Source organism: Bradyrhizobium sp. 215_C5_N1_1 (assembly GCF_052075935.1).
In the GTDB taxonomy this organism is placed as follows: domain Bacteria; phylum Pseudomonadota; class Alphaproteobacteria; order Rhizobiales; family Xanthobacteraceae; genus Bradyrhizobium; species Bradyrhizobium barranii.
Genome location: NZ_CP197228.1, coordinates 8,531,105 through 8,554,392 on the forward strand (window position 1 = coordinate 8,531,105; position 23,288 = coordinate 8,554,392).

The 23,288-nt window shown below is 64.7% G+C and carries 24 protein-coding genes and 1 riboswitch; of the genes, 3 read left to right on the plus strand and 21 right to left on the minus strand.

What is annotated here, in order from left to right; all coding sequences use genetic code 11:
• Nucleotides 1–76: 76 nt before the first annotated feature.
• From AB7G19_RS41185 to AB7G19_RS41195, 3 genes are all read right to left on the minus strand, one after another.
• A complete protein-coding gene (locus AB7G19_RS41185) occupies nt 77–1,129 on the minus strand; it encodes a hypothetical protein (protein WP_085399620.1) in 1,053 nt (350 codons plus the stop codon).
• Nucleotides 1,130–1,233: 104 nt separating this feature from the next.
• Nucleotides 1,234–1,647: a PAS domain S-box protein gene (locus tag AB7G19_RS41190; RefSeq protein ID WP_085399638.1), complete on the minus strand. Its 414-nt coding sequence runs from the start codon at nt 1,645–1,647 to the stop codon at nt 1,234–1,236.
• 114 nt (nt 1,648–1,761) lie between these two features.
• Nucleotides 1,762–2,898 carry a 2'-deoxycytidine 5'-triphosphate deaminase gene (locus AB7G19_RS41195; protein ID WP_094183942.1) on the minus strand — a complete coding sequence of 379 codons (1,137 nt, stop codon included), beginning with the start codon at nt 2,896–2,898 and terminating at the stop codon, nt 1,762–1,764.
• Nucleotides 2,899–2,978: 80 nt separating this feature from the next.
• A riboswitch (SAM riboswitch) is annotated at nt 2,979–3,058 on the plus strand.
• 71 nt (nt 3,059–3,129) lie between these two features.
• Between AB7G19_RS41195 and AB7G19_RS41200 the strand changes: the two genes are divergently transcribed.
• Nucleotides 3,130–4,326 (plus strand): O-succinylhomoserine sulfhydrylase, encoded by a 1,197-nt coding sequence (locus tag AB7G19_RS41200; protein WP_085399619.1) that lies wholly within the window; start codon nt 3,130–3,132, stop codon nt 4,324–4,326.
• 159 nt (nt 4,327–4,485) lie between these two features.
• On the opposite strand, the gene AB7G19_RS41205 is transcribed toward AB7G19_RS41200, so the two are convergent.
• The 3 genes from AB7G19_RS41205 to AB7G19_RS41215 are packed head-to-tail and all read right to left on the minus strand — an operon-like array spanning nt 4,486 to nt 7,532.
• On the minus strand, nt 4,486–5,475 hold the full coding sequence (locus AB7G19_RS41205; protein WP_071909137.1) for an SGNH/GDSL hydrolase family protein: 990 nt from the start codon (nt 5,473–5,475) through the stop codon (nt 4,486–4,488).
• 12 nt (nt 5,476–5,487) lie between these two features.
• Nucleotides 5,488–6,267 (minus strand): SGNH/GDSL hydrolase family protein, encoded by a 780-nt coding sequence (locus AB7G19_RS41210; protein WP_063979875.1) that lies wholly within the window; start codon nt 6,265–6,267, stop codon nt 5,488–5,490.
• Complete coding sequence (locus AB7G19_RS41215) at nt 6,267–7,532, minus strand: OpgC domain-containing protein (RefSeq protein WP_028155148.1); 1,266 nt, start codon at nt 7,530–7,532, stop codon at nt 6,267–6,269. Before AB7G19_RS41215 ends, AB7G19_RS41210 begins: the two co-directional genes overlap by 1 nt.
• 180 nt (nt 7,533–7,712) lie before the next feature.
• On the opposite strand from AB7G19_RS41215, the gene apaG reads away from it, so the two are divergent.
• The gene (apaG, locus tag AB7G19_RS41220) at nt 7,713–8,105 is read left to right on the plus strand and encodes a Co2+/Mg2+ efflux protein ApaG (protein ID WP_014491305.1); all 393 of its coding nucleotides are present in this window, start codon (nt 7,713–7,715) and stop codon (nt 8,103–8,105) included.
• A gap of 152 nt (nt 8,106–8,257) precedes the next feature.
• Here the strand turns inward: apaG and AB7G19_RS41225 are convergent, their stop codons facing one another.
• The 3 genes from AB7G19_RS41225 to AB7G19_RS41235 form a co-directional block, all read right to left on the minus strand.
• The gene (locus AB7G19_RS41225) at nt 8,258–9,265 is read right to left on the minus strand and encodes an Hsp33 family molecular chaperone (RefSeq protein ID WP_085399618.1); all 1,008 of its coding nucleotides are present in this window, start codon (nt 9,263–9,265) and stop codon (nt 8,258–8,260) included.
• 256 nt (nt 9,266–9,521) lie between these two features.
• The gene (gene argF / locus AB7G19_RS41230) at nt 9,522–10,445 is read right to left on the minus strand and encodes an ornithine carbamoyltransferase (RefSeq protein WP_014491303.1); all 924 of its coding nucleotides are present in this window, start codon (nt 10,443–10,445) and stop codon (nt 9,522–9,524) included.
• Nucleotides 10,445–11,653, minus strand: a complete 1,209-nt coding sequence (locus tag AB7G19_RS41235) for an aspartate aminotransferase family protein (RefSeq protein WP_085399637.1) — start codon at nt 11,651–11,653, stop codon at nt 10,445–10,447. The genes argF and AB7G19_RS41235 overlap by 1 nt, the downstream gene beginning before the upstream one ends.
• A 456-nt stretch (nt 11,654–12,109) precedes the next feature.
• Between AB7G19_RS41235 and AB7G19_RS41240 the strand changes: the two genes are divergently transcribed.
• Nucleotides 12,110–12,622 carry a GcrA family cell cycle regulator gene (locus AB7G19_RS41240; protein WP_014491301.1) on the plus strand — a complete coding sequence of 171 codons (513 nt, stop codon included), beginning with the start codon at nt 12,110–12,112 and terminating at the stop codon, nt 12,620–12,622.
• 234 nt (nt 12,623–12,856) lie between these two features.
• Here AB7G19_RS41240 and phoB read toward each other — a convergent pair whose 3' ends face one another.
• The 12 genes from phoB to AB7G19_RS41300 form a co-directional block, all read right to left on the minus strand.
• Nucleotides 12,857–13,564 (minus strand): phosphate regulon transcriptional regulator PhoB, encoded by a 708-nt coding sequence (gene phoB / locus AB7G19_RS41245; RefSeq protein ID WP_441268802.1) that lies wholly within the window; start codon nt 13,562–13,564, stop codon nt 12,857–12,859.
• Nucleotides 13,565–13,579: 15 nt separating this feature from the next.
• On the minus strand, nt 13,580–14,296 hold the full coding sequence (phoU, locus tag AB7G19_RS41250; protein ID WP_028155152.1) for a phosphate signaling complex protein PhoU: 717 nt from the start codon (nt 14,294–14,296) through the stop codon (nt 13,580–13,582).
• Between the two features lie 11 nt (nt 14,297–14,307).
• Entirely contained in the window at nt 14,308–15,129 is an 822-nt protein-coding gene (gene pstB / locus AB7G19_RS41255) for a phosphate ABC transporter ATP-binding protein PstB (protein WP_063979878.1), read from the minus strand.
• Entirely contained in the window at nt 15,126–15,971 is an 846-nt protein-coding gene (gene pstA / locus AB7G19_RS41260) for a phosphate ABC transporter permease PstA (protein WP_063979879.1), read from the minus strand. Before pstA ends, pstB begins: the two co-directional genes overlap by 4 nt.
• A gap of 1 nt (nt 15,972) precedes the next feature.
• Nucleotides 15,973–16,962: a phosphate ABC transporter permease subunit PstC gene (gene pstC, locus AB7G19_RS41265; RefSeq protein ID WP_085399617.1), complete on the minus strand. Its 990-nt coding sequence runs from the start codon at nt 16,960–16,962 to the stop codon at nt 15,973–15,975.
• Nucleotides 16,963–17,106: 144 nt separating this feature from the next.
• Nucleotides 17,107–18,120, minus strand: coding sequence for a phosphate ABC transporter substrate-binding protein PstS (gene pstS / locus AB7G19_RS41270; protein WP_063985930.1), 1,014 nt, complete (start codon nt 18,118–18,120; stop codon nt 17,107–17,109).
• Nucleotides 18,121–18,264: 144 nt separating this feature from the next.
• Complete coding sequence (locus AB7G19_RS41275; RefSeq protein WP_085399616.1) at nt 18,265–19,563, minus strand: ATP-binding protein; 1,299 nt, start codon at nt 19,561–19,563, stop codon at nt 18,265–18,267.
• A gap of 33 nt (nt 19,564–19,596) precedes the next feature.
• Nucleotides 19,597–20,652, minus strand: a complete 1,056-nt coding sequence (locus AB7G19_RS41280; protein WP_063979882.1) for a lysylphosphatidylglycerol synthase domain-containing protein — start codon at nt 20,650–20,652, stop codon at nt 19,597–19,599.
• 453 nt (nt 20,653–21,105) lie between these two features.
• Nucleotides 21,106–21,333, minus strand: a complete 228-nt coding sequence (locus AB7G19_RS41285) for an Rdx family protein (protein WP_085399615.1) — start codon at nt 21,331–21,333, stop codon at nt 21,106–21,108.
• A gap of 11 nt (nt 21,334–21,344) precedes the next feature.
• Entirely contained in the window at nt 21,345–22,277 is a 933-nt protein-coding gene (locus AB7G19_RS41290) for a haloalkane dehalogenase (protein WP_085399614.1), read from the minus strand.
• On the minus strand, nt 22,274–22,864 hold the full coding sequence (locus tag AB7G19_RS41295; protein WP_085399613.1) for a TetR/AcrR family transcriptional regulator: 591 nt from the start codon (nt 22,862–22,864) through the stop codon (nt 22,274–22,276). Before AB7G19_RS41295 ends, AB7G19_RS41290 begins: the two co-directional genes overlap by 4 nt.
• Nucleotides 22,865–22,989: 125 nt before the next feature.
• Nucleotides 22,990–23,286: a hypothetical protein gene (locus tag AB7G19_RS41300; protein WP_063979886.1), complete on the minus strand. Its 297-nt coding sequence runs from the start codon at nt 23,284–23,286 to the stop codon at nt 22,990–22,992.
• Between the last annotated feature and the right edge of the window lie 2 nt (nt 23,287–23,288).

Consider the following 23,288-nt stretch of genomic DNA (forward strand, 5'->3'; position numbering starts at 1 on the left):
CTTAGCACGACAATTGCCGATTCCTCCTGCGCCGGATGCAGGCGTGCCCTGCGGCAGCGCATTTCAACAGATGGAATTACTCAATGGTCCACACCAGCGGCGGCTGACCGCCCGCTGTCGGGCGCAGGTGCACGCCGATGTGCCGCCCGCATCCGGCAGCGAGCCCCTCGAACAACCCTTCCAGCACCCTGGTGCAGACGCGATGATAGTCGGCGACGTCATCCATCAGCTTCCAGCTCTGCTGACGAAATTCAAACGTGCCTTCTGATGCCGTCGTCTCGGCAGCGTCATCCTGCGCGGCAAACAGAGCGTTCAGGAACGCTGCGAACTCGCTGGCGCCACCACGGCTCATAGACAGCGCCGCGGCGACCTCGTCAAAATACTGCATCCCGATCAGCTTGCCAGTGAGGTGCAGGAGATAGCCGGCGTCTTCGGGGCCGAACAATTGCACCATGACGGGCGCGGCGGTGCGCACATATTCCATCGCGTAGTTGCGGTAGGCCTTTTCCAGCCGCGGCTTCGGCCAACTCGCGACGGGCAAGGCAGGCGCGGCTTTAGCGTCGAACAACGGCGCTTCCAGATGGCGCGCGAACACCAGGCGTTGATCCAGCCCGAGCTGGTGGTCGTACTGATAATAATAGCCTTCGAGCCCATCCTGACCGTCGACGCTCTGCTTGGTGCAGACGAAGCCGAGCCTGGTATCGCCGAGCGCGACGCCATTGTTGGCGTGCCAGCCGCGCAGCATCGCGCGGCTGACCTCACCCGGCACGCCGCAGATCGCGGTGCCCTTCCAGATCCAGCGCGGCGGCGGATAGCGGATCCAGGCTTTGCGGTCGCTCTCATACATGTACTCGACATGCACGCCGCCGATCCAGTTGGAGAGATAATGATATTGCGCGGCGGCCACCGCCGGCGGCAGATGATTGAGACCGAGCTTTTCGAGCCCCGGCAGGAAGCGCTCCTGCTGCTGGCGGCGAAACACGCGGAAGACGAATTCGGCAGCATCCGCCGTGCCGCGCCGTGTGACGACGGTGAGGATGAGTCCGGTGAAATAGGCGTGATAGAGGTCGGCGACCGCGCGCCAGCGCTTCCATTGCGCTTCTTGTGCTGCGTCTGTTGCGGCGGTCATGTTCGCTCCCGATCGTTGTTTTGATCGAGTGTGTCACTGCGACCTGTACGAGGCAACCTGACGCTCAGGCAGAGCGCCCTGCACGCCAGCCCGTCAATTCCGCATCACGAATTTTGCGCAAGCCTGGCCCCACGCTCGCGCTCGACGCGTTCGGTGACGTCGCGCGCCATCGCGACCGATCCGACCACGGCACCACCGGCATCGCGCACCAGCGCGAAGGTCATCTCGATGTAGAGCTTGCGTCCGCTCTGGTGCAGCGCGCGGGTCAGCGTCGGCCTGCCCGCAAGCTTCATCGCCCCGGTGGCAAGCGCAGCTTCGAAGCCCTTCCAGTGCGCGGCGCGCAGATGTTCGGGAATGATCAGATCGAGGTTCTGGCCGAGCGCTTCGTCGGCGGAGAAGCCGAACAAGGCGGTCGATGCACGATTCCAGCGCGTGATGGTGCCAGAGCGATCCGAATAGATCAGCGCGTCCGCGACGTCGTCGAGGATTCTTGCGTCGAGTTCGGATTGAACACTCATCTCGCCACCTCGCATGCAGCCGGATTTCAGCTTGCATCCCGGCAGTAGTCAATCGAGGGGCTGCGGCGTACTGGATGCCCCGGTCAAGCCGGGGCATGACAGTAGAGTGTGGAGCTACACCCGAAAATGCTTCGATAGTTTGAGGCCCTGCGCCTGGTAGTTCGAGCCGATGCGCTGGCCGTACATCGCGTCGGGGCGCGCCAGCATTTTCTCGTAGACGAGACGGCCGACGATCTGGCCGTGCTCGAGAATGAACGGCACCTCGCGCGAGCGCACTTCGAGCACGGCGCGCGATCCCTGCCCGCCAGCTCCGGCATAGCCGAAGCCGGGATCGAAGAAGCCGGCATAGTGCACGCGGAACTCGCCGACCAGGGGATCGAACGGCACCATCTCCGCGGCGTAGTCGGGCGGCACCTGCACGGCTTCCTTGGAGGCGAGGATGTAGAACTCGCCGGGGTCGAGGATCAGGCTGCCGTCGGGACGCGCCGAGATCGGTTCCCAGAAATCCTCCACCGCATAGCCGGAGCGGCGGTCGACGTCGACGACACCGGTGTGGCGCTTGGCGCGATAGCCGACGAAGCCGTTGGCCTTCTCGCCGGAGAGGTCGACGGAGACGGCAACGCCGCCGGTGAGATCGGCATCGTCGAGATCGACGAGACGCTCGGTCGCATGCAGCGCCTCGAGCTCGTCGATGTTGAGGATGGCATCTCCGGTGCGGAAGCGTACCTGGCTCAGGCGCGAGCCCTCGCTGACCAGTACCGGAAACGTCTTCGGGCTGATCTCGGCGTAGAGCGGGCCGTGATAGCCGGCGCCGATCATGTCGAAGCGTCGGGTGCCGTCGGCGATGACACGGGTGAAGACATCGAGCCGGCCGGTCGAGCTTTTCGGGTTCGCGGCGGCGACGATCTCCGGCGGCAGCGCCAGGCTTTCCAAGAGCGGCACGATGTAGACGCAGTTGGTCTCCAGCACTGCGCCATCGGCGAGGCTGAACTCGTGCAGCTTTAACTCGTCGATGCGCTCGGCGACGGTCGCGCCGGGACCCGGCAGGAAGCTGGCGCGAACGCGATAGGCGATGTCGCCGAGGCGAAGGTCGAGGCTCGCCGGCTGGATCTGGCTTTCGACGAAGTCATAAGCGGGCAGGATGAGGCCCGCCTTCGCCATCGCCGCGATCATGCGGTCGGGCAGGATACCATTGGCGTCGGCGGCAACCGTGAAGCTCAACCGGGGGTCCTCGTCAGGGGTCAAATGCATCCGGACATGCGGGAAATAGCAGCCTTTTACGGCTATCCGATGGACGCCTTGACGGAAAGGCCATTGCGGAATATGAGCATCACTTATCCCGTGGTGATTTGAGCCGGCCGGCTTGCAGCCACGTTAAATAAGTCGCTAAACAGGCCGGGGACCTCTGTGATCCCGGCCCGTGGAAGTTATCCAGGCCGGTTTTTTTGTGACCATTTTCGATGGTCACGCAGAGGAGGTCCTATGTCGAAGTCCCCGGCGTCCACCACGCAATACCGTCCCGAAACCCGCCTGGTCCATTCCGGCACCCTGCGCTCGCAATATGGCGAGACGTCGGAGGCGCTGTTCCTGACCCAGGGCTACGTCTACAACAGCGCCGAGGAGTGCGAGGCGCGGTTCAAGGGCGAGGACCCCGGCTTCATCTATTCGCGCTATTCCAACCCGACCATCTCGATGTTCGAGCGCCGCATGATCGAGCTCGAAGGCGCCGAAGCCGCCCGCTCGGCCGCGACCGGCATGGCCGCGGTGACGACCGCGATCCTGGCGCCGCTGAAGGCCGGCGATCATGTGGTGGCCTCGCGCGCCCTGTTCGGCTCCTGTCTCTACGTCATTCAGGATCTCTTGCCGCGCTACGGCATCGAGACGACGCTGGTCGACGGAGCCGATCTCGACCAGTGGCAGCGCGCCTTGCGGCCGAACACCAAGACGTTCTTCCTGGAGAGCCCGACCAACCCGACGCTCGACGTGCTCGACATTCCAGGGATCGCCGAGATCGCGCACAGCGGCGGCGCGCGGCTCGTCGTCGACAACGTGTTCGCGACGCCGATCTGGCAGAGCCCGCTCGCGTTAGGGGCCGACGTCGTGGTCTATTCCGCGACCAAGCACATCGACGGCCAGGGCCGTTGTCTCGGCGGCATCATCCTGTCGTCGGAAGCGTTCATCGCCGAGCACATCCACAATTTCATGCGCCAGACCGGCCCGTCGATCTCGCCGTTCAACGCGTGGGTCCTGCTCAAGGGCCTGGAAACGCTCGGCGTACGCGTGCGCGCGCAGACCGAGACGGCGGGACGCATCGCCGACGTGCTGGCGAGCCATCCGAAGATTTCGCGCCTGGTCTATCCCGGCCGCGCCGATCATCCGCAGGCAGCTCTCGTGAAGAAGCAGATGCGCGGCGGCTCGACGCTGGTCGGCTTCGAGGTCAAGGGCGGCAAGCAGGGTGCGTTCCGCGTGCTCAACGAGCTCAAGCTTGCAAAAATCTCGAACAATCTCGGCGATGCCAAGAGCCTCGTCACGCATCCGGCGACCACGACGCATCAGCGCCTCAAGCCGGAAGACCGCGCCGCGCTCGGAATCAGCGAGGGCTTCATCCGCTTCTCGGCGGGGCTCGAGCATGCGGATGATCTGATCGAGGATCTGACTGCGGCGCTGGAGAAGGCGTGAGGGCTTCACGAGCTCGGAACGTAGGGTGGGCAAAGCGACTTGTCCGCCGTAGCTCGAAGAGCGAAGGCGGAAGCGTGCCCACCATTCACGATCATATCGCCGATAGATGGTGGGCACGGCGCGCGAAGAGCGCGCCTTTGCCCACCCTACGGCACCGAGCTACATCGGCCGATACGTCCGCACGTCGGCGGGCACGTTGACGCCGAGCTTGATCTGGCCGACGGAGCGGATGATGTCGTCGCCGAGGATCTGCGCGAAGCAGGCATAGCCCCAATCGTTCATATGCAGGCCGTCGGCGATCACGAAACTCTCGACCGGGATCGATTGATTCTCGTGCCAGTCGCGCATCACCTCGAAGCGGGGGAAGATGCCGACGTGACGGAGCTCGGCGACCTTGCCGAGCAGGTGCACCATCTTGCCGGCGCTCTCCTTGCGCTGGTTGACGGCCGGCGAATATTGCGGATCGACCAGCACGATGTCGGCGCCGCCAGCGGCCTGGATGCGGGAGATGCCGTCCTCGACCATCTTGGCGGTGTCACCGGGATCGAGATTGCGCAGCACCGCATTGGTGCCGACCTGCCAGATCACGAGATCCGGATGCACGTCGATCACCTCCTTCTGGAGGCGCTTCATCATCTCGGGCGCGTCCTCGCCGCCGACGCCGGCGTTGATGACGGTGATGTCGGCGGTCGGATATTGCCGGCGGAGCTGCGCGGCGAGACGGTTCGGATAGTTGAAATCGGGCGAGCTCGCGCCATAGCCTGCCGTCGACGACGAGCCGAACGCGACGATCACGACGGGTTTGCCGGCGACGAGCTTGCCCGCGACATGCGGCAGCGAGCCCATCGCCTTCGAGCCACCCTTCGGCGTGAGGCAGGGCACGCGGCTGAAAATGTCCCCGGCGGATTTCGCGACCTGCTTCACCTTGTCGATGGCGCGGGCGGTCACGCCGCGCTGCTCGTGGGACGTCGCGGCGACGGTGGTCTGGGAAGGCGAAGCGGAAGCCGGACTAGCGGCCTGCTGCGGCGCGGGCGTTGCCTGCGTGGCCTGCGCCTGCACTGGTGCCAGCGACACCGGCGTCAGGAGCAGCAGAGCCGCCGCGGGCGCAGCCAGCCATGCAGTCAACCAAAAAGGGCGGAGAGAACTCATTAACGCTAGACCTCAATTTTGCTGCTGGGCCGGCCCCAGATGGGCTGCGTCGATCACAAACTGTGCCAACGCCCGGCCAAGGCAGTCATGGACCTGTTTCGCCAGCTCTGGCCCGCGGGACGGGCTGAACAGGTCGAACTGACCCTGATCATTCCACTGCCGCATGATCGCGAAACGGTCGAACAGCGGGATGTCATGCTCCTGCGCCACCACCCGCATATTGTCGAGATAGGGCGGCACCGAGATCATGGTTTCGGTACGCGGGCTGTACTGCAAGTTCATCAACACGACGTCAGCCCCTGCTTTTTGCAGCGCGGAAACCCCTTCGGTTACCGCCCCGCGAAAATCATCGGGATCAATCGCTCGGATAGCATCCACAGTCCCGGTCTGCCAGATGACCAAAGTAGGCCTTTTTGCTTCCATCAGCTTAACGAAGGTGGCGGCCGCCTCCTCGGCCGTCTTCTTGCTCTGTATTTCTACGGAGACGTGCACGGTCTCCGACGGCAGCAGCCTGTCCTGCAGGATGGCCTGCATGCGCGCCGGATAGGAGCTGTCCTCCGAGGCCGGAATCGTGGTCGAACGGCTGCCGATGACGAGGATTTCGAGCGGTTTGCCGGCCTTGATGGCATCGGCGACCCTCGGAAGCTGGCTTTCAGTGGTGAGCAGATAGGATGGCAATTCGCAGGCCGGGGGCGCGGCCGGAGCAGCCGGCACGGCATCGCCCGCGCGCGCCAGGGGCGCGGCGAGGTTACCGCACAGCAGGACCAGGCTCAGGAGAACCTTCGCCTTCATCAGCCCCCTCCCGCCAGATCGGCGTTGCCGACGGCGTTTTTGGTTTTCGCACCGCTCTTGTCAGCCACGCGCTTGTACCACGAAATCACCCATGCAACGCCCCACATGATCAGGATTCCGGAGAGACTAATCAGCGCATGCATGGCTGCGCCGCCGGAGACTTCGGCCAGGATGAAATGGCCGGCGAAGGCGAGGAAGACGCCGAGACAAAAGATCTCGAGGGAATGCTGGCCGCAGAGGATCAGCGGCCGCAGCCAGGGCGATTTCAGGCCCGGCCATTCCCGGGGCAGGAAGCGAACGGTGAGCGCGGCGAACGCCAGGAAATGCGTGAAGCGCAGCACGTCGAGATCGGCCTTGTCGATCGGATACATCCACTGCTCGAGCCGCCTCGGCATGAAGTGGGAGAGCTGCGGCACATACCAGGTCAGCGTCACGTAGAACGCCGCGACGAGATAGGCGATCGATATCCACATCGTGACGCGGGACGCCAGGATGCGCGACATGCGTCGCGCACCTCCGAGCGCACACCATGCACCGAATACGAAAAGCAATTGCCAGGCGAAGGGATTGAACGCCCAGAAGCCGTTCGGATAGGCCGACAGATAGAGGTCGTATTCCCAGGTCACCGCGTAGAGCACGACCGAGAGGCCGAGCGTCACGTCGGGCCGCCATTTCATCAGCCACAAGATCAAGGGCAGCGCCAGCATCAGCACGATATAGAGCGGCAGCACGTCCATGTTGACCGGACGAAAGCGCAGCAGCAGCGCCTGCACGATCGTGACATCGGGCTGCTTGAGGAAATCCATGATGCCCATCTCTTCGGTGTAGAGCGGGTTCTCGAACCTGGTCGCAACGTAGGAGATTTCGGCGAGGAAGATCGTGAACAGAAAGACGTGGGCGACATAGATCTGCCAGACGCGCCGCAGGATGCGCGCGGTGGCGACGACGAAGCCGCTTTCGAGCATGGCACGACCGTAGACGAACGCCGCGGTGTAGCCGGAGATGAAGATGAAGATCTCGGTGGCGTCGCTGAAGCCGTAATTGCGGATCGTGAACCAGGTCAAAAGGCTCGGCGGCAGATGGTCGACGAAGATCAGCCACAGCGCGAGCCCGCGGAACAGGTCGAGCCGGAGCTCGCGCTCGCCGATGGCGGGCAGCGTGATGGCCGGCGCGGCGGAGCGCGGCTTCGCCTCCGCAGGTCTGGCCTCCGCAGGCTTGCCGGTTCCCGCGATCGTCGATCCCGTCACTTGGTCGGCAATGGTCATCGGGGGTTCGAAACCCTTCCGCAAATCGCGACGTGTCATGGAGTGTACAGGTCCGGCCGTCGTCTCGCAAAGCGGCCGGATCACATTGGGTCTACTTCCTCGGCAATTCTGGCGGCACGATGTCACCAAAACCGCCTGCGGGCGTTGGTTCCCGGCCGGGTTTTCGTTATGATGGCCGCCATGTATCGCGCCGTGACCCGCCAGATCGAAGTGACCGTCGAGCCGAACTTTGTTCCGGAGCAGTCGTCGGCTGACCGCTCCCGCTATTTCTGGTCCTACACCATCGTCATCACCAATTCCGGCGACGAAACCGTGCAGCTGAAGACGCGGCACTGGATCATCACCGACGCCACCGGCCGCCAGCAGGAGGTCAGGGGCGAGGGCGTCGTCGGCGAGCAGCCGACCCTGGCTCCCGGCGAGCGCTTCGAATACACCTCCGGCGTGCCGCTCGCGACCGCCTCGGGCTTCATGACCGGCCGCTACCAGATGGTCAGTGAAAGCGGCGAACGCTTCGAGATCGACGTGCCGACGTTCTCGCTGGACAGCCCGGACAACAAGCGGGTGTTGAATTAGCCCGGTGCCGTAGGCGCCGTAGGGTGGGCAAAGGCGCAAAGCGCCGTGCCCACCATTCCAAACGTGGCGCATAAGATAGTGGGCACGCTGCGCTTTGCCCACCCTACGACTGGATTGCTTCGCTGCGCGCGCAACGACGGAGGATGCGACGCCTACGCGTCTTCCACGCCGGCCTCGTGCGGCGTGAACTGGTACACCGACGAGCAGAACTCGCAGGTCACGACGACCTTGTCGTCCTTGACCATGGCGGCGCGGTCGTCGGGCGAGAAGCTCTTCAACATCGCACCAACCGCGTCGCGCGAGCAGGAGCATTGCGCCTTCAGCACCAGCGGATTGAACACGCGCACGCCACGCTCGTGGAACAGGCGGAACAGCAGCCGCTCGCCGGAGAGTTCGGGGTCGATCAGCTCGACGTCCTCGACGGTCTCGACCAGCGAACGCGCCTCGACCCAGGCGTCGTCTTCGGCGACAGCATGCACCTCCGCGCCTTCGGGCGCATCGCCGGGATGCAAATCGGCCTGCCGCGCGCGCTCGGGCGCCTTCGGCAGGAACTGCATCAGCATGCCGCCGGCGCGCCAGCGATGCTTGCCGCCGTCGTTCGAGCGCCACTCCTCGCCGACCGCGAGACGCACGCGCGTCGGGATCTGCTCGGAGCGCAGGAAATATTCGTGGGCGGCATCTTCCAGGCTGCCGCCGTCGAGCGCGACCAGACCCTGGTAGCGGCTCATGTCGGGACCCTGGTCGATGGTCATGGCGAGATGACCGTTACCGAGAAGCGTGCCGGAATCTTTTGTCTCGCCGAGGCGCTCGGCATCGTAGCGCGCATAGGCGCGCAGGCGATCCGGCGCCATGTAGTCGACGACCAGGAACGACACCGGACCGTCGGTCTGGGCCTGGAGGATGAAGCGGCCCTCGAACTTCAGCGCCGAGCCGAGCAGCGTCGTCAGCACGATGGCCTCGCCGAGCAGCTTGCCCACGGCAGCGGGATAATCGTGCTTGGTCAGGATCTCGTCGAGCGCGGGACCGAGCCGCACGAGGCGGCCGCGCACGTCGAGTGCGTCGACCTCGTAAGGCAGCACGGCGTCATCGATGGGAACCGCTGATGGTGCGCGAACCGGGCCTTCAGGCCCGGTATTCATGTCAGGGGATTGGGAAACCATGGCGCTTTATCTGGGGTCGATGGAGGAAAATGGAAGAGGGCTCAAGGGTGGTGTGTTCCGGATGCACTTATGATCGCTCAGGATCCTGCAAATTCGATGTCGTCCCGGCGCGCGCAAAGCGCTGATACGGGACCCATAGCCACAGGATTACGCGATAGCCCGCGTAGCCCGGATGGAGCGTAGCCCAATCCGGGACCACTCCAACTGCGGACACAAACCCGGATTTCGCTGCGCTCCATCCGGGCTACAAGTGAGATTACTTCACCGCGTCAAAGCACCAGGCCAGAATGCCCTTCTGCGCATGCAGGCGGTTTTCGGCCTCGTCGAACACGACCGATTGCGGGCCGTCGATCACTTCGTCGGTGACCTCCTCGCCGCGATGGGCGGGCAGGCAATGCATGAACAGCGCATCGGGCTTGGCCAGCGACATCAGCTTCGAATTGACCTGATAGGGCTTGAGCACGTTGTGACGGTGCTCACCTTCCTTGTCGCCCATCGACACCCAGGTGTCGGTGACGACGCAGTCGGCCCCCTTCACGGCGGCCTCGGGATCGGTGCCGAGCACGATCGGCGCGCCGGTGGCCTTGATGAAGTCCCGCATTACCTTTTTCGGCGCAAGCTCCGGCGGCGTCGCGACATTGAGCTTGAACTTGAAGCGCTCGGCGGCATGCGCCCAGGACGCCAGCACGTTGTTGTCGTCGCCGGTCCAGGCCACCGTCCTGCCCTCGATCGGGCCGCGATGCTCTTCGTAGGTCATGAGGTCGGCCATCACCTGGCAAGGGTGCGAGCGCCGTGTCAGGCCGTTGATGACGGGCACCGTCGCATATTCCGCCAGCTCCAGCAGGGCCTCGTGATTGAGGATGCGGATCATGATGGCGTCGACATAGCGCGACAGCACGCGCGCCGTGTCGGCGATGGTCTCGCCGCGGCCGAGCTGCATCTCGGCGCCGGTCAGCATGATGGGCTCGCCGCCGAGCTGGCGCATGGCGACGTCGAACGAGACGCGGGTGCGCGTGGAGGGACGCTCGAAGATCATCGCCAGCGTCTTGCCTTCCAGCGGCTTCACCGGCTGGTGCGCTTTCTGCTTCGCCTTCATGGCGGAGGAGGCCGCGAGCATGCTCTTGAGCTCCGACAACGGGAGCTCGTTGATATCCAGAAAGTGCTTCGGGGACTTGCTCATCAGCTCGCCGCCCGCTTGGTCTGACTGGACGAGATCGCGGCGCAGGCGCGCTCGAGCCGCCCGACGCTGTCCTCGATTTCGGCTTCGGTGACGATCAAGGGCGGCAGGAAGCGCACGACATTGTCGCCGGCGCCGACCGTGAGCAATTTTTCGTTGCGCAATGCCGCGCCGAGATCGCCTGATGGCACCACGGCCTTGATGCCGATCAGAAGGCCTTCGCCGCGCACTTCGCTGACGATGTCAGGATAACGATCGATCACGGAGGCGAGCTTCTGCTTGAGCAGCAGCGACATCTTCTGCACGTGATCGAAGAAGCCGGGCTTGAGCATGACGTCGAGGACGGCGTTGGCAGCCGAGATCGCGAGCGGATTGCCGCCGAAGGTCGAGCCGTGCGAGCCGGGCCCCATGCCGGCAGCCGCGTCCGCGGTCGCCAGCACCGCGCCGATCGGGAAGCCGCCACCGAGCGCTTTGGCCAGCGACATCACGTCAGGCGTGACGCCGGTGCGGCGATGCGCGAACAGATCGCCGGTGCGGCCCATGCCGGTCTGCACCTCGTCGAACGCGAGCAGCAGGCCCTTCTCATCGCAGAGCTGGCGCAACGCCCTCAGGAAGGCGGGCGTTGCCGAACGCACGCCACCCTCGCCCTGGATCGGCTCGATCAGGATGCCGGCGGTCTGCGGACCGATCGCCTTCTTGACGGCGTCGATATCGCCATGCGGGACCTGGTCGAAGCCGTCCATCGGCGGGCCAAACCCTTCGAGATATTTTGCCGAACCGGTCGCGGCGAGCGTTGCCAGCGTGCGGCCGTGGAAGGCGCCTTCGAAGGTGATGATGCGGTAACGTTCCGGATGACCCTTGGAGAAGTGATGATGGCGGACGAGCTTGATCACACCTTCCAGCGCTTCGGCGCCGGAATTGCAGAAGAACACGAAGTCCGCGAAGCTTTCGTTGCACAGACGCGCGGCGAGCTTCTCGCCGTCCGGGCTCTGGAACAGGTTCGACATGTGCCAGAGTTTGGTGGCCTGCTCTTGCAACGCTTTGACCAACGCAGGGTGAGCATGGCCGAGCGCATTCACCGCCACGCCCGAGGTGAAATCGAGATAGCGATCGCCATTGGTCGCAATCAGCCAGCAGCCTTCACCGCGCTCGAAACCGAGGTCGGACCTGGCGAAAACGGGGAGCAAATGCGGCGCTGCGCTGTTAGTCATGACGATCACTTGAATGTTGCGGACGGCGTGAGCGTGCATTGCGCAACGCACCATTGACCGGCCCGGAAAACGAAACGTGCCGCCTTTTAAGGGCGGCACGCGAGACTATCTTATGCCTGGTGAAACCGGTGTCAATGCCGCCCGGAAAGCCTCGCGAAACGCAGAATCCGTAGTCTTGCGGTGGCGATTTTGCGTATTTCCGCCACGGAACATGTGGAAGCGAGTCGGCGGACTCTTGCGCGTGAGTCACGCCATATTGTAGCGTTTGGCTTGTCAGATACGACATCTCGTGCAGCAGTTCTGATCCTCTAAGTCCTCATGTACCGGCGTAAGCGTTCGGGCGCATCTGGTGCGCCCGGCGAGCCTTAAGGGATTCTGGCGGCACGGGTTTTTCGAAGCTTAGGCATTCGCCGTGCGGCCGCCAGGATGGCAGGCGCCGGCGAAGGAAAGGGTGCAATGACCGTTTTGACCTGGTCGGATGATCGCGTCGAGCAGCTGAAAAAGCTCTGGGAGGCCGGGCTTTCGGCCAGCCAGATCGCCGCTGAACTCGGCAATGTGACCCGCAATGCCGTAATCGGCAAAGTGCACCGGCTCGGCCTGTCGGGCCGCGCCAAGAGCCCTTCATCGGCAGCGCCGCGGCCGCGCAAGGCACGCCCCGCCCAGCACATGATGCGGGTGACCCGCCCGATCGCGCGCGGCAACACCGCGCTGGCGCAAGCCTTCGAAGTCGAGGTCGAGGCCGAACCGGTCACCTACGACAACGTCGTGCCGATGAGCCAGCGGCTGTCGCTGCTGGAGCTGAACGAGGCCACCTGCCACTGGCCGGTCGGCGATCCCTCGAGCCCGGATTTCTTCTTCTGCGGCGGCAAGGCGCTCTCCGGCCTGCCCTACTGCGCCCAGCACTCGCGCGTGGCGTATCAGCCCGCGGCCGATCGCCGGCGCGCGCCGGCGAAGCCGGGTCCGCGCTGAGGTATCGGATTAGCTGACTACGAAGACGGCGCCGTCACGCGATGACGGCTCAACTCACTCGGTGTCGTCCCTGCGAACGCAGGGACCCATAATCCCGGCGCGTAGTTATTGCGCGGGATGATCACTCCGAGTCTTCGCCAAACCACTCCCTGTGGTTATGGGTCCCTGCGTTCGCAGGGACGACATCGAGGATGCGGTGGCAGCCCGCTAAATCACGTCTGCCACAGCAACCCCTTACGCTTGCTCCGCCTTCGCAAAGCGATCGTCCAGTGCGTAGCCCGCGCCGCGGACGGTGCGGATCGGGTCCTGCTCGCGGCCGAGATTGAGCAGCTTGCGCAGGCGCCCGATATGGACGTCGACGGTGCGCTCGTCGATGTAGATGTCACGGCCCCAGACGCTGTCGAGCAGCTGCTCGCGCGAGAACACGCGGCCGGGATGCTCCAGGAAGAACTCCAGCAGGCGATATTCGGTCGGGCCGAGATCGATCGGCCGGCCCGAGCGCGCCACGCGACGCTTGTCGCGGTCGAGCTCGATGTCGCCATAGGCGAGCACGGTGGCGAGCCGCTCGGGGCTGGCGCGCCTGAGCAGGCCCTTCACGCGTGCCAGCAGCTCCGGGACCGAGAACGGCTTGACGATGTAGTCGTCGGCGCCGGTCGCAAGGCCCCGCACCCGCTCGCTCTCCTCGCCGCGCGCGGTGAGCATGATGATCGGGAGCTGCTTGGTCTCGGGCCGGGAGCGCAGCCGCCGGCACAGCTCGATGCCGGAGAGGCCCGGCAGCATCCAGTCGAGCACGATCAAATCGGGGATGTGCTCCTTGAGGCGGGTGTCGGCATCGTCGCCGCGCATCACCGTCTCGACGTCATAGCCGTCGCCTTCGAGGTTGTAGCGGAGAAGCTCGGTGAGAGCTTCCTCGTCCTCAACCACCATAATGCGTGCGCCCATGGTGTTCGTCGCTCCTTAAGTGTTCGGGACCGTCGTGGCGAAGGTCGTCATGTCGCCCTTCGGCCGCTTGTCGGTGATCGCCTGGCCCTCGATCATGTAGAACACGGTCTCGGCGATGTTGGTGGCGTGGTCACCGATGCGCTCGATGTTCTTGGCGCAGAACATCAGATGGATGCAGAACGAGATGTTGCGCGGATCCTCCATCATGTAGGTGAGGAGCTCGCGGAACAGCGAGGTGCAGATGGCGTCGACTTCCTCGTCGCCCTTCCACACCGCCATTGCCGCCGGCAGATCGTGCGCGGCATAGGCGTCCAGCACCGACTTGACCTGTTGCTGCACGAGGTCGGTCATGTGCTCCAGACCGCGGAACAGCTTGAGCGGATGGAAATCCGTCTCCAGCGCCGCGACGCGCTTGCCCATGTTCTTGGCGAGGTCGCCGATCCGCTCGAGATCGGTCGCGACGCGCATGGCGCCGACGATCTCGCGCAGATCCACCGCCATCGGCTGGCGGCGCGCGATGGTGAGAACGGCGCGCTCCTCGATCTTCTTCTGGAGCGCGTCGAGCTCGGCGTCGATGGTCACGACGCGCTGGCCGAGCGCGACGTCGCGGCGGATCAGCGCGTCGACGGAATCGACGATCATGCGCTCGGCGATGCCGCCCATCTCGGCGACCAGGCGCGTGAGTTCCTGGAGGTCGGTGTCGAAGGCCTTTGCGGTATGTTCAGAACCCATGTTCCGTCTCCTCAGCCGAACCGGCCGGTGATGTAATCCTGCGTGCGCCGGTCGGTCGGCGACGTGAAGATCTTGCTGGTGTCGTCGAACTCGATCAGCTCGCCGAGATACATGAAGGCGGTCTTGTCGGAGACGCGCGCCGCCTGCTGCATGTTGTGGGTGACGATCGCGATCGTGTAGTTCTCGGACAGCTCCTGGATCAGCTCCTCGACCTTGGCGGTCGAGATCGGGTCGAGCGCCGAGCAGGGCTCGTCGAACAAGATCACCTCGGGCCGCACCGCGACCGTGCGGGCGATGCAGAGGCGCTGCTGCTGGCCGCCGGAGAGCGACAGGCCGGAGGCGTTGAGCTTGTCCTTGACCTCGTTCCACAGCGCGCCGCCGCGCAGCGCCTTCTCGACGCGGTCGTCCATCTCGGACTTCGAGATCTTCTCATAGAGACGGATGCCGAAGGCGATGTTTTCGTAGATCGTCATCGGGAACGGCGTCGGCTTCTGGAACACCATGCCGACGCGGGCGCGCAGCAAATTGAGGTCCAGCTTGGGGTCGAGGACGTTGGTCTGGTCGAGCATGAGCTGACCGGTGACGCGCTGGCCCGGATAGAGGTCGTACATCCGATTGAAGATGCGCAGCAGGGTCGACTTGCCGCAGCCAGACGGGCCGATGAACGCCGTGACGCGGTTGGTGCCGAGCGCCAGATTGATGTTCTTCAGCGCGTGGTGCTCGCCGTAATAGAAATTGAGGTTGCGCACCGTCACCTTGGCCGGAGCTTCGGGCAGCACCGGCGCCTGGGGCAAACCACCGGCCGCGCTCATCGATACGGAAAGATCACTCATTTTGCGGTCCTCTCGGCGCTCAGAATGCGCGCGCCAATATTCAGGGCAAGAACGGTCAGGGTGATGAGCAGCGCGCCGCTCCAGGCGAGCTGCTTCCAGTAGGCGTAGGGGCTCTGCACGAAATTGTTGATGGTGACCGGCAGGTTCGCCATCGTCTTGTTCAGACCCAGGCTGAAGAACTGGTTCGACAGCGCGGTGAAGAGCAGCGGCGCGGTCTCGCCGGCGACGCGGGCGGTGGCCAGCATCACGCCGGTAATGAGGCCCGAGCGCGCCGCGCGATAGGCGATGCGCTTGATCACCAGCGAGCGCGGCAGGCCGAGCGCCGAGGCCGCCTCACGCAGTGCGTTCGGCACCAGCAGCAGCATGTCCTCGGTCGTGCGCAGCACCACCGGGATGACGATCACCGCAAGCGCGAGGCAGCCGGCAATCGCCGAGAAGCCGCGCATCGGCACCACCACCGCACCATAGATGAACAGGCCGATGATGATCGAGGGCGCCGAGAGCAGGATGTCGTTGATGAAGCGGATCACCGAGGTCAGGCGGTCGTTGCGGCCGTACTCGGCGAGATAGGTGCCGGCGAACAGACCGAGCGGCGCGCCGATGCCGACGCCGAGCACGGTCATGATGATCGAACCCACGATGGCGTTGCGCAGGCCGCCCTCGGTCGAGCCCGGAGGCGGCGTGTCCGCAACGAAGAGCTCCAGGTTCAGGCCGGCAATGCCGTTGTAGAGCAGCGTCATCAGGATCAGCGCGAGCCATGTGACGCCGAAGGCAGCGGCAGCCAGGCAGAGCACACGGATGACGATGTCCATGCGGCGGCGGCGTGCGTAGATCGGGTTCATGTTACTTCCCCGCCTTCTTTTCAAGACGCATCAGCATCAACCGTGCAGCCGCGAGCACGAAGAATGTCAGCACGAACAGCAGCAGGCCGAGCAGGATCAGGCCGGACTGGTGCAGGCCGTCGCTTTCGGCGAACTCCGATGCGATCGCCGCCGAGATCGTGGTGCCCGGGGCGAAGATCGACGACGAGATGCGGAACGAGTTGCCGATGATGAAGGTCACCGCCATGGTCTCGCCGAGCGCGCGGCCGAGCGCCAGCATGACACCGCCGATGACGCCGACGCGGGTATAGGGGATCACCACGCTGCGCACGACTTCCCAGGTGGTGCAGCCGACGCCGTAGGCGGCTTCCTTGAGCACCGGCGGCACCGTCTTGAACACGTCGACCGAGATCGAGGTGATGAAGGGCAGCACCATGATGGCGAGGATCAGCGCCGCGTTGAACAGGCTGAGATAGGACGGCGGGCCTGCGAAGATCGCGCCCAGCACCGGGATGCCGTCGAAGATCTTGATCATGAAGGGCTGGAACGTGTTGGCCAGGAACGGGCCGAGCACGAAGAAGCCCCACATGCCGTAGATGATCGAGGGAATGCCGGCGAGCAGCTCGATCGCCATGCCGATCGGGCGGCGCGCCCATTGCGGGCAGAGCTCGGTCAGAAAGATCGCAATGCCGAGACCGACCGGAATGGCGATCGCCATCGCGATGAAGGAGGTGATGAGCGTGCCGTAGATCGGGCCGAGCGCGCCGAGCACGGGCGGATCTGCCGACGGCGCCCAGCGCTGCGTCCACAGGAAGGCGAAGCCGTATTCCTTCATCGCCGGGAACGCGCCGACGATCAGCGAGATGATGATGCCACCGAGGATGAGGAGCACCGAGATCGCGGACAGCCGCGTGATCCAGTAGAAGGTGAGGTCGCCGAGCTTGAAGGCGCCCAAGGCCTTGGCGCGGTCATACGGTCCGGCGTCGTCGATTACATCGCTCTGAACGGCCATCTCTGCCACGCCGATCCCCTGTGCCCGTTTGATATACGCTTGTTGTCGGTCTTGTTGTTGGTCTTGCGCTCCGGATGCGGCGCGAGGCCGATCCGGAGCGGAGGTCTTGTGAGATCCCGGCGCCCAGTCCGGGACACAGAGCGCTTAGCTCTTGATCTCGGCAGCCCAGGTCTTCTCGATCAGTTGGACGACCGGGTCCGGCATCGGGATGTAGTCGAGCTCTTCAGCCGCCTTGCCGCCGCTCTTGAAGGCCCAGCGGAAGAACTTGATGGCTTCCTGCGAGGCTGCCTTGTCGGTGGCATCCTTGTGCATGAGGATGAAGGTCGCCGCCGTGATCGGCCAGGACTTGTCGCCGGGCTGGTCGGTCAGGATGACGTAGTAGCCGGGAGCCTTGGCCCAGTCGGCGTTGGAAGCGGCCGCCTGGAAGGCTTCGACCGTCGGCTGCACCGGCTTGCCGGCCTTGTTGACGAGGCCGGTGTAGGTCAGCTTGTTCTGCTTGGCATAGGCGTACTCGACGTAGCCGATCGAGTTCTTGGTCTGGCTGATGTTGCCCGACACGCCTTCGTTGCCCTTGGCGCCGACGCCGACCGGCCACTCGACCGCGGTGCCCTCACCGACCTTGCTCTTCCAGTCCGCGCTGGCCTTAGCGAGATAGTTGGTGAAGTTGAAGGTGGTGCCCGAACCATCCGAGCGGCGGACCACGGTGATCGCGTCCGACGGCAGCTTCACGTTCGGATTGAGCTTCTTGATCGCGGCGTCGTCCCACTTGGTGATCTTGCCGAGATAGATGCTGGCCAGGGTCTCGCCGTCGAACACCAGCTCGCCGGGCTTCACGCCCTCGATGTTGACGACCGGAACGATGGCGCCCATCACCATCGGCCACTGGACGAGGCCGTCCTTCTCGAGCTGCTCGGCCTTGAGCGGCGCGTCGCTGGCGCCGAAGGTCACGGTCTTGGCCTGGATCTGCTTGATGCCGCCGCCGGAGCCGATCGACTGGTAGTTCAGACCGTTGCCGGTCTCCTTCTTGTAGGCGTCAGCCCACTTGGAATAGATCGGGAACGGGAACGTCGCACCGGCACCCGTGATGTCGGCAGCAAACGCCGCCGTCGCCGATGCGGCGACCAAGCCGGCAGCGACGATAGTTTTGATGAAATTCATGGTGGTCTCCATACAGGGGAGCGAAGCGCCATCCGCGCCCGATCGCGCTCCCCGTGCCGCCCCTTTAGGAGCGGTCGGCTGTGCTTTTACGAAGGTTTCGTGACAGCTGGATGACACGGCCAAGCGATTGAAATCGCTTGAATATCAGGTCGAGGCCGCGGTCTTCGCCTGGGGAAAACAGGCCGTGAAAACGGCGCCCTGCTTGGGCACGCTCTCGATCAAAAGCCGGCCGCGATGGCGGTTAAGAATATGTTTCACCAGCGATAATCCGAGCCCCGTCCCGCCCTGCGAGCGGCTGTCACCGACGTCGACCCGGTAGAACCGCTCGGTCAGCCGCGGCAGATGCTCGGGCGCGATGCCGGGGCCGAAATCGCGGACCATGACCCGGATTTCCTGAGTTCCATCAGTGGCTGCCGCCGCGGCCAGCGACACGATGACACGTCCGCCCGACGCCCCGTATTTGAGCGCGTTCTCGATCAGGTTCTCGAACAGGCGGAGCAATTCCTCGCGGTCGCCCGCAATCATCACCGGGGTCTCAGGCAGATGGGTTTCGACCTCGACCTGGCGCTCCCGCGCCAGCGGCTCGAGCCCGTCGGCGACCTGGAAGATGATCGGCAGCAGGTCGACCAGGGTGTCGGGCCGCACATGGGCCGACAGCTCGACCCGCGACAGCGAGAGCAGATCGTCGATCAGGCGCGCCATCCGGGTCGCCTGGTTGTGCATGATGCCGAGGAACCGCTCGCGTGCCTTGGGATCGTCCTTGGCCTGGCCCTGGAGCGTGTCGATGAAGCCCGACAGCGCGGCGAGCGGCGTGCGCAGCTCGTGGCTGGCATTGGCGACGAAGTCTGCGCGCATCTCCTCGACCCGGCGCAGCGGCGTCTGGTCGTGGAAGGTCATCAGCATGCATTTGTCGGCGCCGCCGAAGGAGGTCGGCACCGGCACCGGCGTGATGGTCAGCTCCATCCAGCGGTCGACCGGGACATGGTCGAGATAGGTCGTGCGCCGCGGCTCGGTGGTGGCGATGGATTCACGCAGCGCGGTGATGATCTCCGGCGAGCGCAGCGCGAACTGGGCGAGCTCGTTCTTGCGCAGCGCCGGCGCCAGCTGGGCGGCGGCGGCATTGAGATGGATGACACGCCCGGCGCGGTCGAGCAGCACCGCCGGATCCGGCATGCCGGCGACGACCGCGGCCACCGCCGCGCTCTCGACCGGGTTGACGCGGCGGGTGTCGTCGCGCGAGGCGGCATTGTCGTGCAGCCTCCAAGGGATCAGCGCCGCGGCCGCGATGCAGAGGAACACCGTCGCCGCCCGCATCACCGACAATTCGCCGAGCGAGACCACCACCGACAGCGCCAGCGCCGCGGCGATCAGGATGACGGTCGAGTGCCGCAGCCGGTCGGACCAGGGCTGCGCGGAGGGAGAAGATGGTGCGTCGATCGCCATCGGGGCGGGCTTCTCCTAAAGGGGATGCGCCGGTCAGGCGCCGGTGTCGCTGCGCTCTCTCACATAGGCGGCTTCACGCGCCGGGCCGGGGTCGAGCTTGAGCGCCGCCTGCTGCAAGCGCTTCGATCGAGCGCCGATTATAACCTCGCGAAACGTCAGCAAGATTACAGATATGACGAAGGGGGAGAGATAATAGAGGACGCGGAACAGGAGCATGCCACCCAGCAGTTCCTCGCGGTCCATCTGCCAGAGGCCGACCAGCATGGCGGCATCGAACACGCCGAGCCCTCCCGGCGAGTGGCTGGCAAAACCGAGCAGCGTCGCCGAGACGAAGATCACCGCCACCACGACGAAGCCGAGATTGGGCTCGTCCGGGACCAGCACGTACATCGCCAGCGCACAGAAGCCGAGATCGATGATGCCAATGGCGATCTGGAGCAGCGTCAGCGGGCCGCCCGGCAGCACCACGGTCCAGGGCCCGCGGCCGACCACCCGCGGCTGGGTCCAGACCCAGACCACATAGGCGACCAGCCCCGCGATGATCATCATCGCCAGCATCCGGTTCAGCCAGGGCGGAAGCTGGTCGATCGCGGCAGCGGCTTCCGGATGGTAGGAGATGCCGAGGCCGAGCACCGCGGCATTGCCGAGCCAGAAGGTCAGGCCGGCGAGGAAGCAGATCTTTGCGACGTCGATCGCGTTCAGGCCATAGGCAGAATAGATGCGGTAGCGCACCGCGCCGCCGGTGAAGACGCTGGCGCCGACATTGTGGCCGATCGAATAGCTGGTGAAGGCGGCGAGCGCATTGATGCGGTAGGGCACATGGGCGTGGCCGATCGCGCGCACGGCGAACAGATCGTAGAAGGTCAGGGTGAAATAGCCCGCGGCCACGAACAGCGCCGCCATCGCGATCTGGCTCGGCTCGGTGCTCTTGATCGCTTCGAGGACCTCGTTGACGTCGATTCCCCGCAGCATGTGGTAGAGCACATAGCAAGCGATGCCGATGACCGCGACGCTGATCACAACTCCAAGCTTATGCAGGACTTGCTTCTGGCGCAGAAACGTCATCGCCCTGCGTATGGCTTCCAGCATCTAGACCTCGAACAACGCTTCAGCGGCCGGGGTGGCCGGCGGACAGGCGGACGACGCACAGGCATTCAACGAACCCTTGCCGCCGGCTCCGGCATCGCGCATGCCCCATGCCCTTCCACTAGCGCGTTTTGGGGCGGAGTGGAATTCAGCAATTCGAACAAAAACTCGTGCCTTCAATATTTTAGGCAGGGTTGCGGGCTCCTGATGCACTGATTGGCGCTTTCGGCGGCAAGACTGACGCGAATCTCCATGGCAATCCTGCGCAGGCGCCATGAAGTTTTGATGATTTCGACCGCACAATGTTCCGTCACGACTTAAGCCGACGTCAATCTATGGGCCGCCCCCGCCTGGCGAAAGAGGGGGTGGCCGGCGCTGTTGTTCAGGGATTTCAGGTGGGCCGAAAGGCCGCGGCGACGGTGGCGGCCTCAGGAAGCGATCGGAATCCGCCCCGGATCAGTGCCACGCGGAAGTGACGGCGGCCACGATTTCGTCGGTACCGGGAAAGTGGCCCTTGCTGCGGCTGGCGACAATGCTGTCGCCGACCCTGACCTGGAAGATCCCACCCTTGGCGGGCACAAGAGCCGCCTCCAGCGCCAGATGCTGCCGCAGCGCAGCAGCGGCGTCCTTGGCGCGCTTCTCGTAGCCGCAGGGACGGCAATAGATGATGGTCACATCAGCCATCTCGCCCGCCTTCAGGCAGCACGCTGCTGGCGCACGGCTTCGATGCCGGCGATCCAGCCGGCGACGGAGCGGCCGATCGCCTCGGGGTGATCCTCCTGGAGAAAGTGCAGCCCAGGTCCGAGGCGCACCAATGCGCAGTGATTCAGCGAGGCTGCGAACCGTTCGGCGAATTCGGGCGCGACGAGCGCGCCGGGCGTGCCCGAGAACAACAGCTTCGGATAGGACGATGCAGCCAGCGCCGCATGCGCGGATTGGAGCGTCTCGTAGACGTCGGCGGGCTCGCCTGCGATCGGCAGTTCGCGGGGGAAGGCGAGAACGGGCCGGCGGCTCTCCGGCGTGGGGAATGGCGCACGGTAAGGCGCCATCTCGTCCTCGCCGAGCTTGCGAACGATGCCACCGGGCAGCACGCGTTCGACGAACGCGTTCGCCTCGAGGATCATCGCTTCGCCCTCGCCCGGCGTCCTGAATTTGCGGAACGCCGCCCTCGCCGCCTCGGCGTGGTCCTGCTCCTCCGCGACCTCGGTGTGGTGAAAGTCCTGCCAGGTCGGCATCGGGCGGATGAACTCCATGAAGGCAAGGCCGCGCACGAAATCCGGCCGGCGCGCGGCGAGATGGAACGCGAGCGCGGTGCCCCAGTCCTGCGCGACGAGATAGGCCGATTTGATGCCGCGCTGTTCGATGAATGCATCGAGATAGCGGACGTGGTCGACGAAGCGATAGCCGATGTCGGGCTTGCCGGACTGGCCGAAGCCGACGAGATCGGGCGCGATGCAATGTGCGACCGGCGATACAAGCGGCAGGATGTTGCGCCAGATATGCGACGACGTCGGGTTGCCGTGCAGGAACAGGGCAGCGGGCGCATCGCGATCTCCCGCCTCGCGATAGGCCATCGTGCTTCCCAGCACGGACGCTTTGAGAATCTCGATTTCAGTTGGCTTGCTCATGTCAGCTCCCTGAAGACGGTTTGAAAGGCGATGGTCTTGAAACGTTCGAGGGCGTTGGGATTGCGGTCGACCTTCATGCGCAGGATCGCGCCCTGCCAGGACGCGAGCAGGAAATCGGCAAGCTCTTCGGGCTCGAAATCGGATGCGATCTCGCGGCACGTCTGGGCGTCCCTGATGCAGGCGGCGAACGGCGCGCGCCATTGCGCGAAGATTTCGGCGAGACGCGCGCGCAGCATTTCGCTGCTGGCTGATGCCTCCAGGCTGAGGTCACCGATCAGGCAGCCACGGCCATAGCCGTCGACCTCCAGCCGGCCGGTGATGATGTCGAGATAGCGCCGCAGCCGCGCGCGCGGCGTCAGCGAGGTGTCGTCGAGCGCCTCCGCGACCAGCCCCCTCGTGGTGTCGAAGTAGCGGTCGAGCACCTCGGAGGCGAACACCTCTTTGGAGCGAAAATGGTTGGTGAAGGACCCCTGCGGCGCGCCTGCCGCAGCGGTGACGTCGCGCACGCTGGTGCCGTGATAGCCGGTCCTGAACATGACCTTCAGGCCGGCATCGAGGATGGCGTCTTTGAGTGAGGGCTTTGGCATAAGGAAAATAATACGTACGTACGTATTAATGTCAAGCGCATTGCGATCGTTTGGCAATTTGCTTGCCGATCAAGCCGTTATCGCAATGTTGGATAGAGGCCCGCCCTCCGAGCGAACCTGAAGACCTAAGCCGCCGGCTGGCTCCGCGAGACCACCCTGTCGCGCAGCCAGGCGCCGATGGTGCAGCCGACGAGGTAGCAGGCGAACATGACCAGCCCGAGATCGAGCCAATAGCCGAAGCGGCCGGGCACCACATGCGCGAACGAGGCTGCGACCAAGGCGGCGGCAAGCACGGCGAGCCAGCGCGCGGTCACCTTCGAGGTGCCGTTGCCGCGCTGGACCACCGAGATCCAGCCCATGCAAAAGCCCAGCAGCAGCGAGCCGATCAGCCAGCCCAGATGGAACGAGACGAGATAGGGCATCA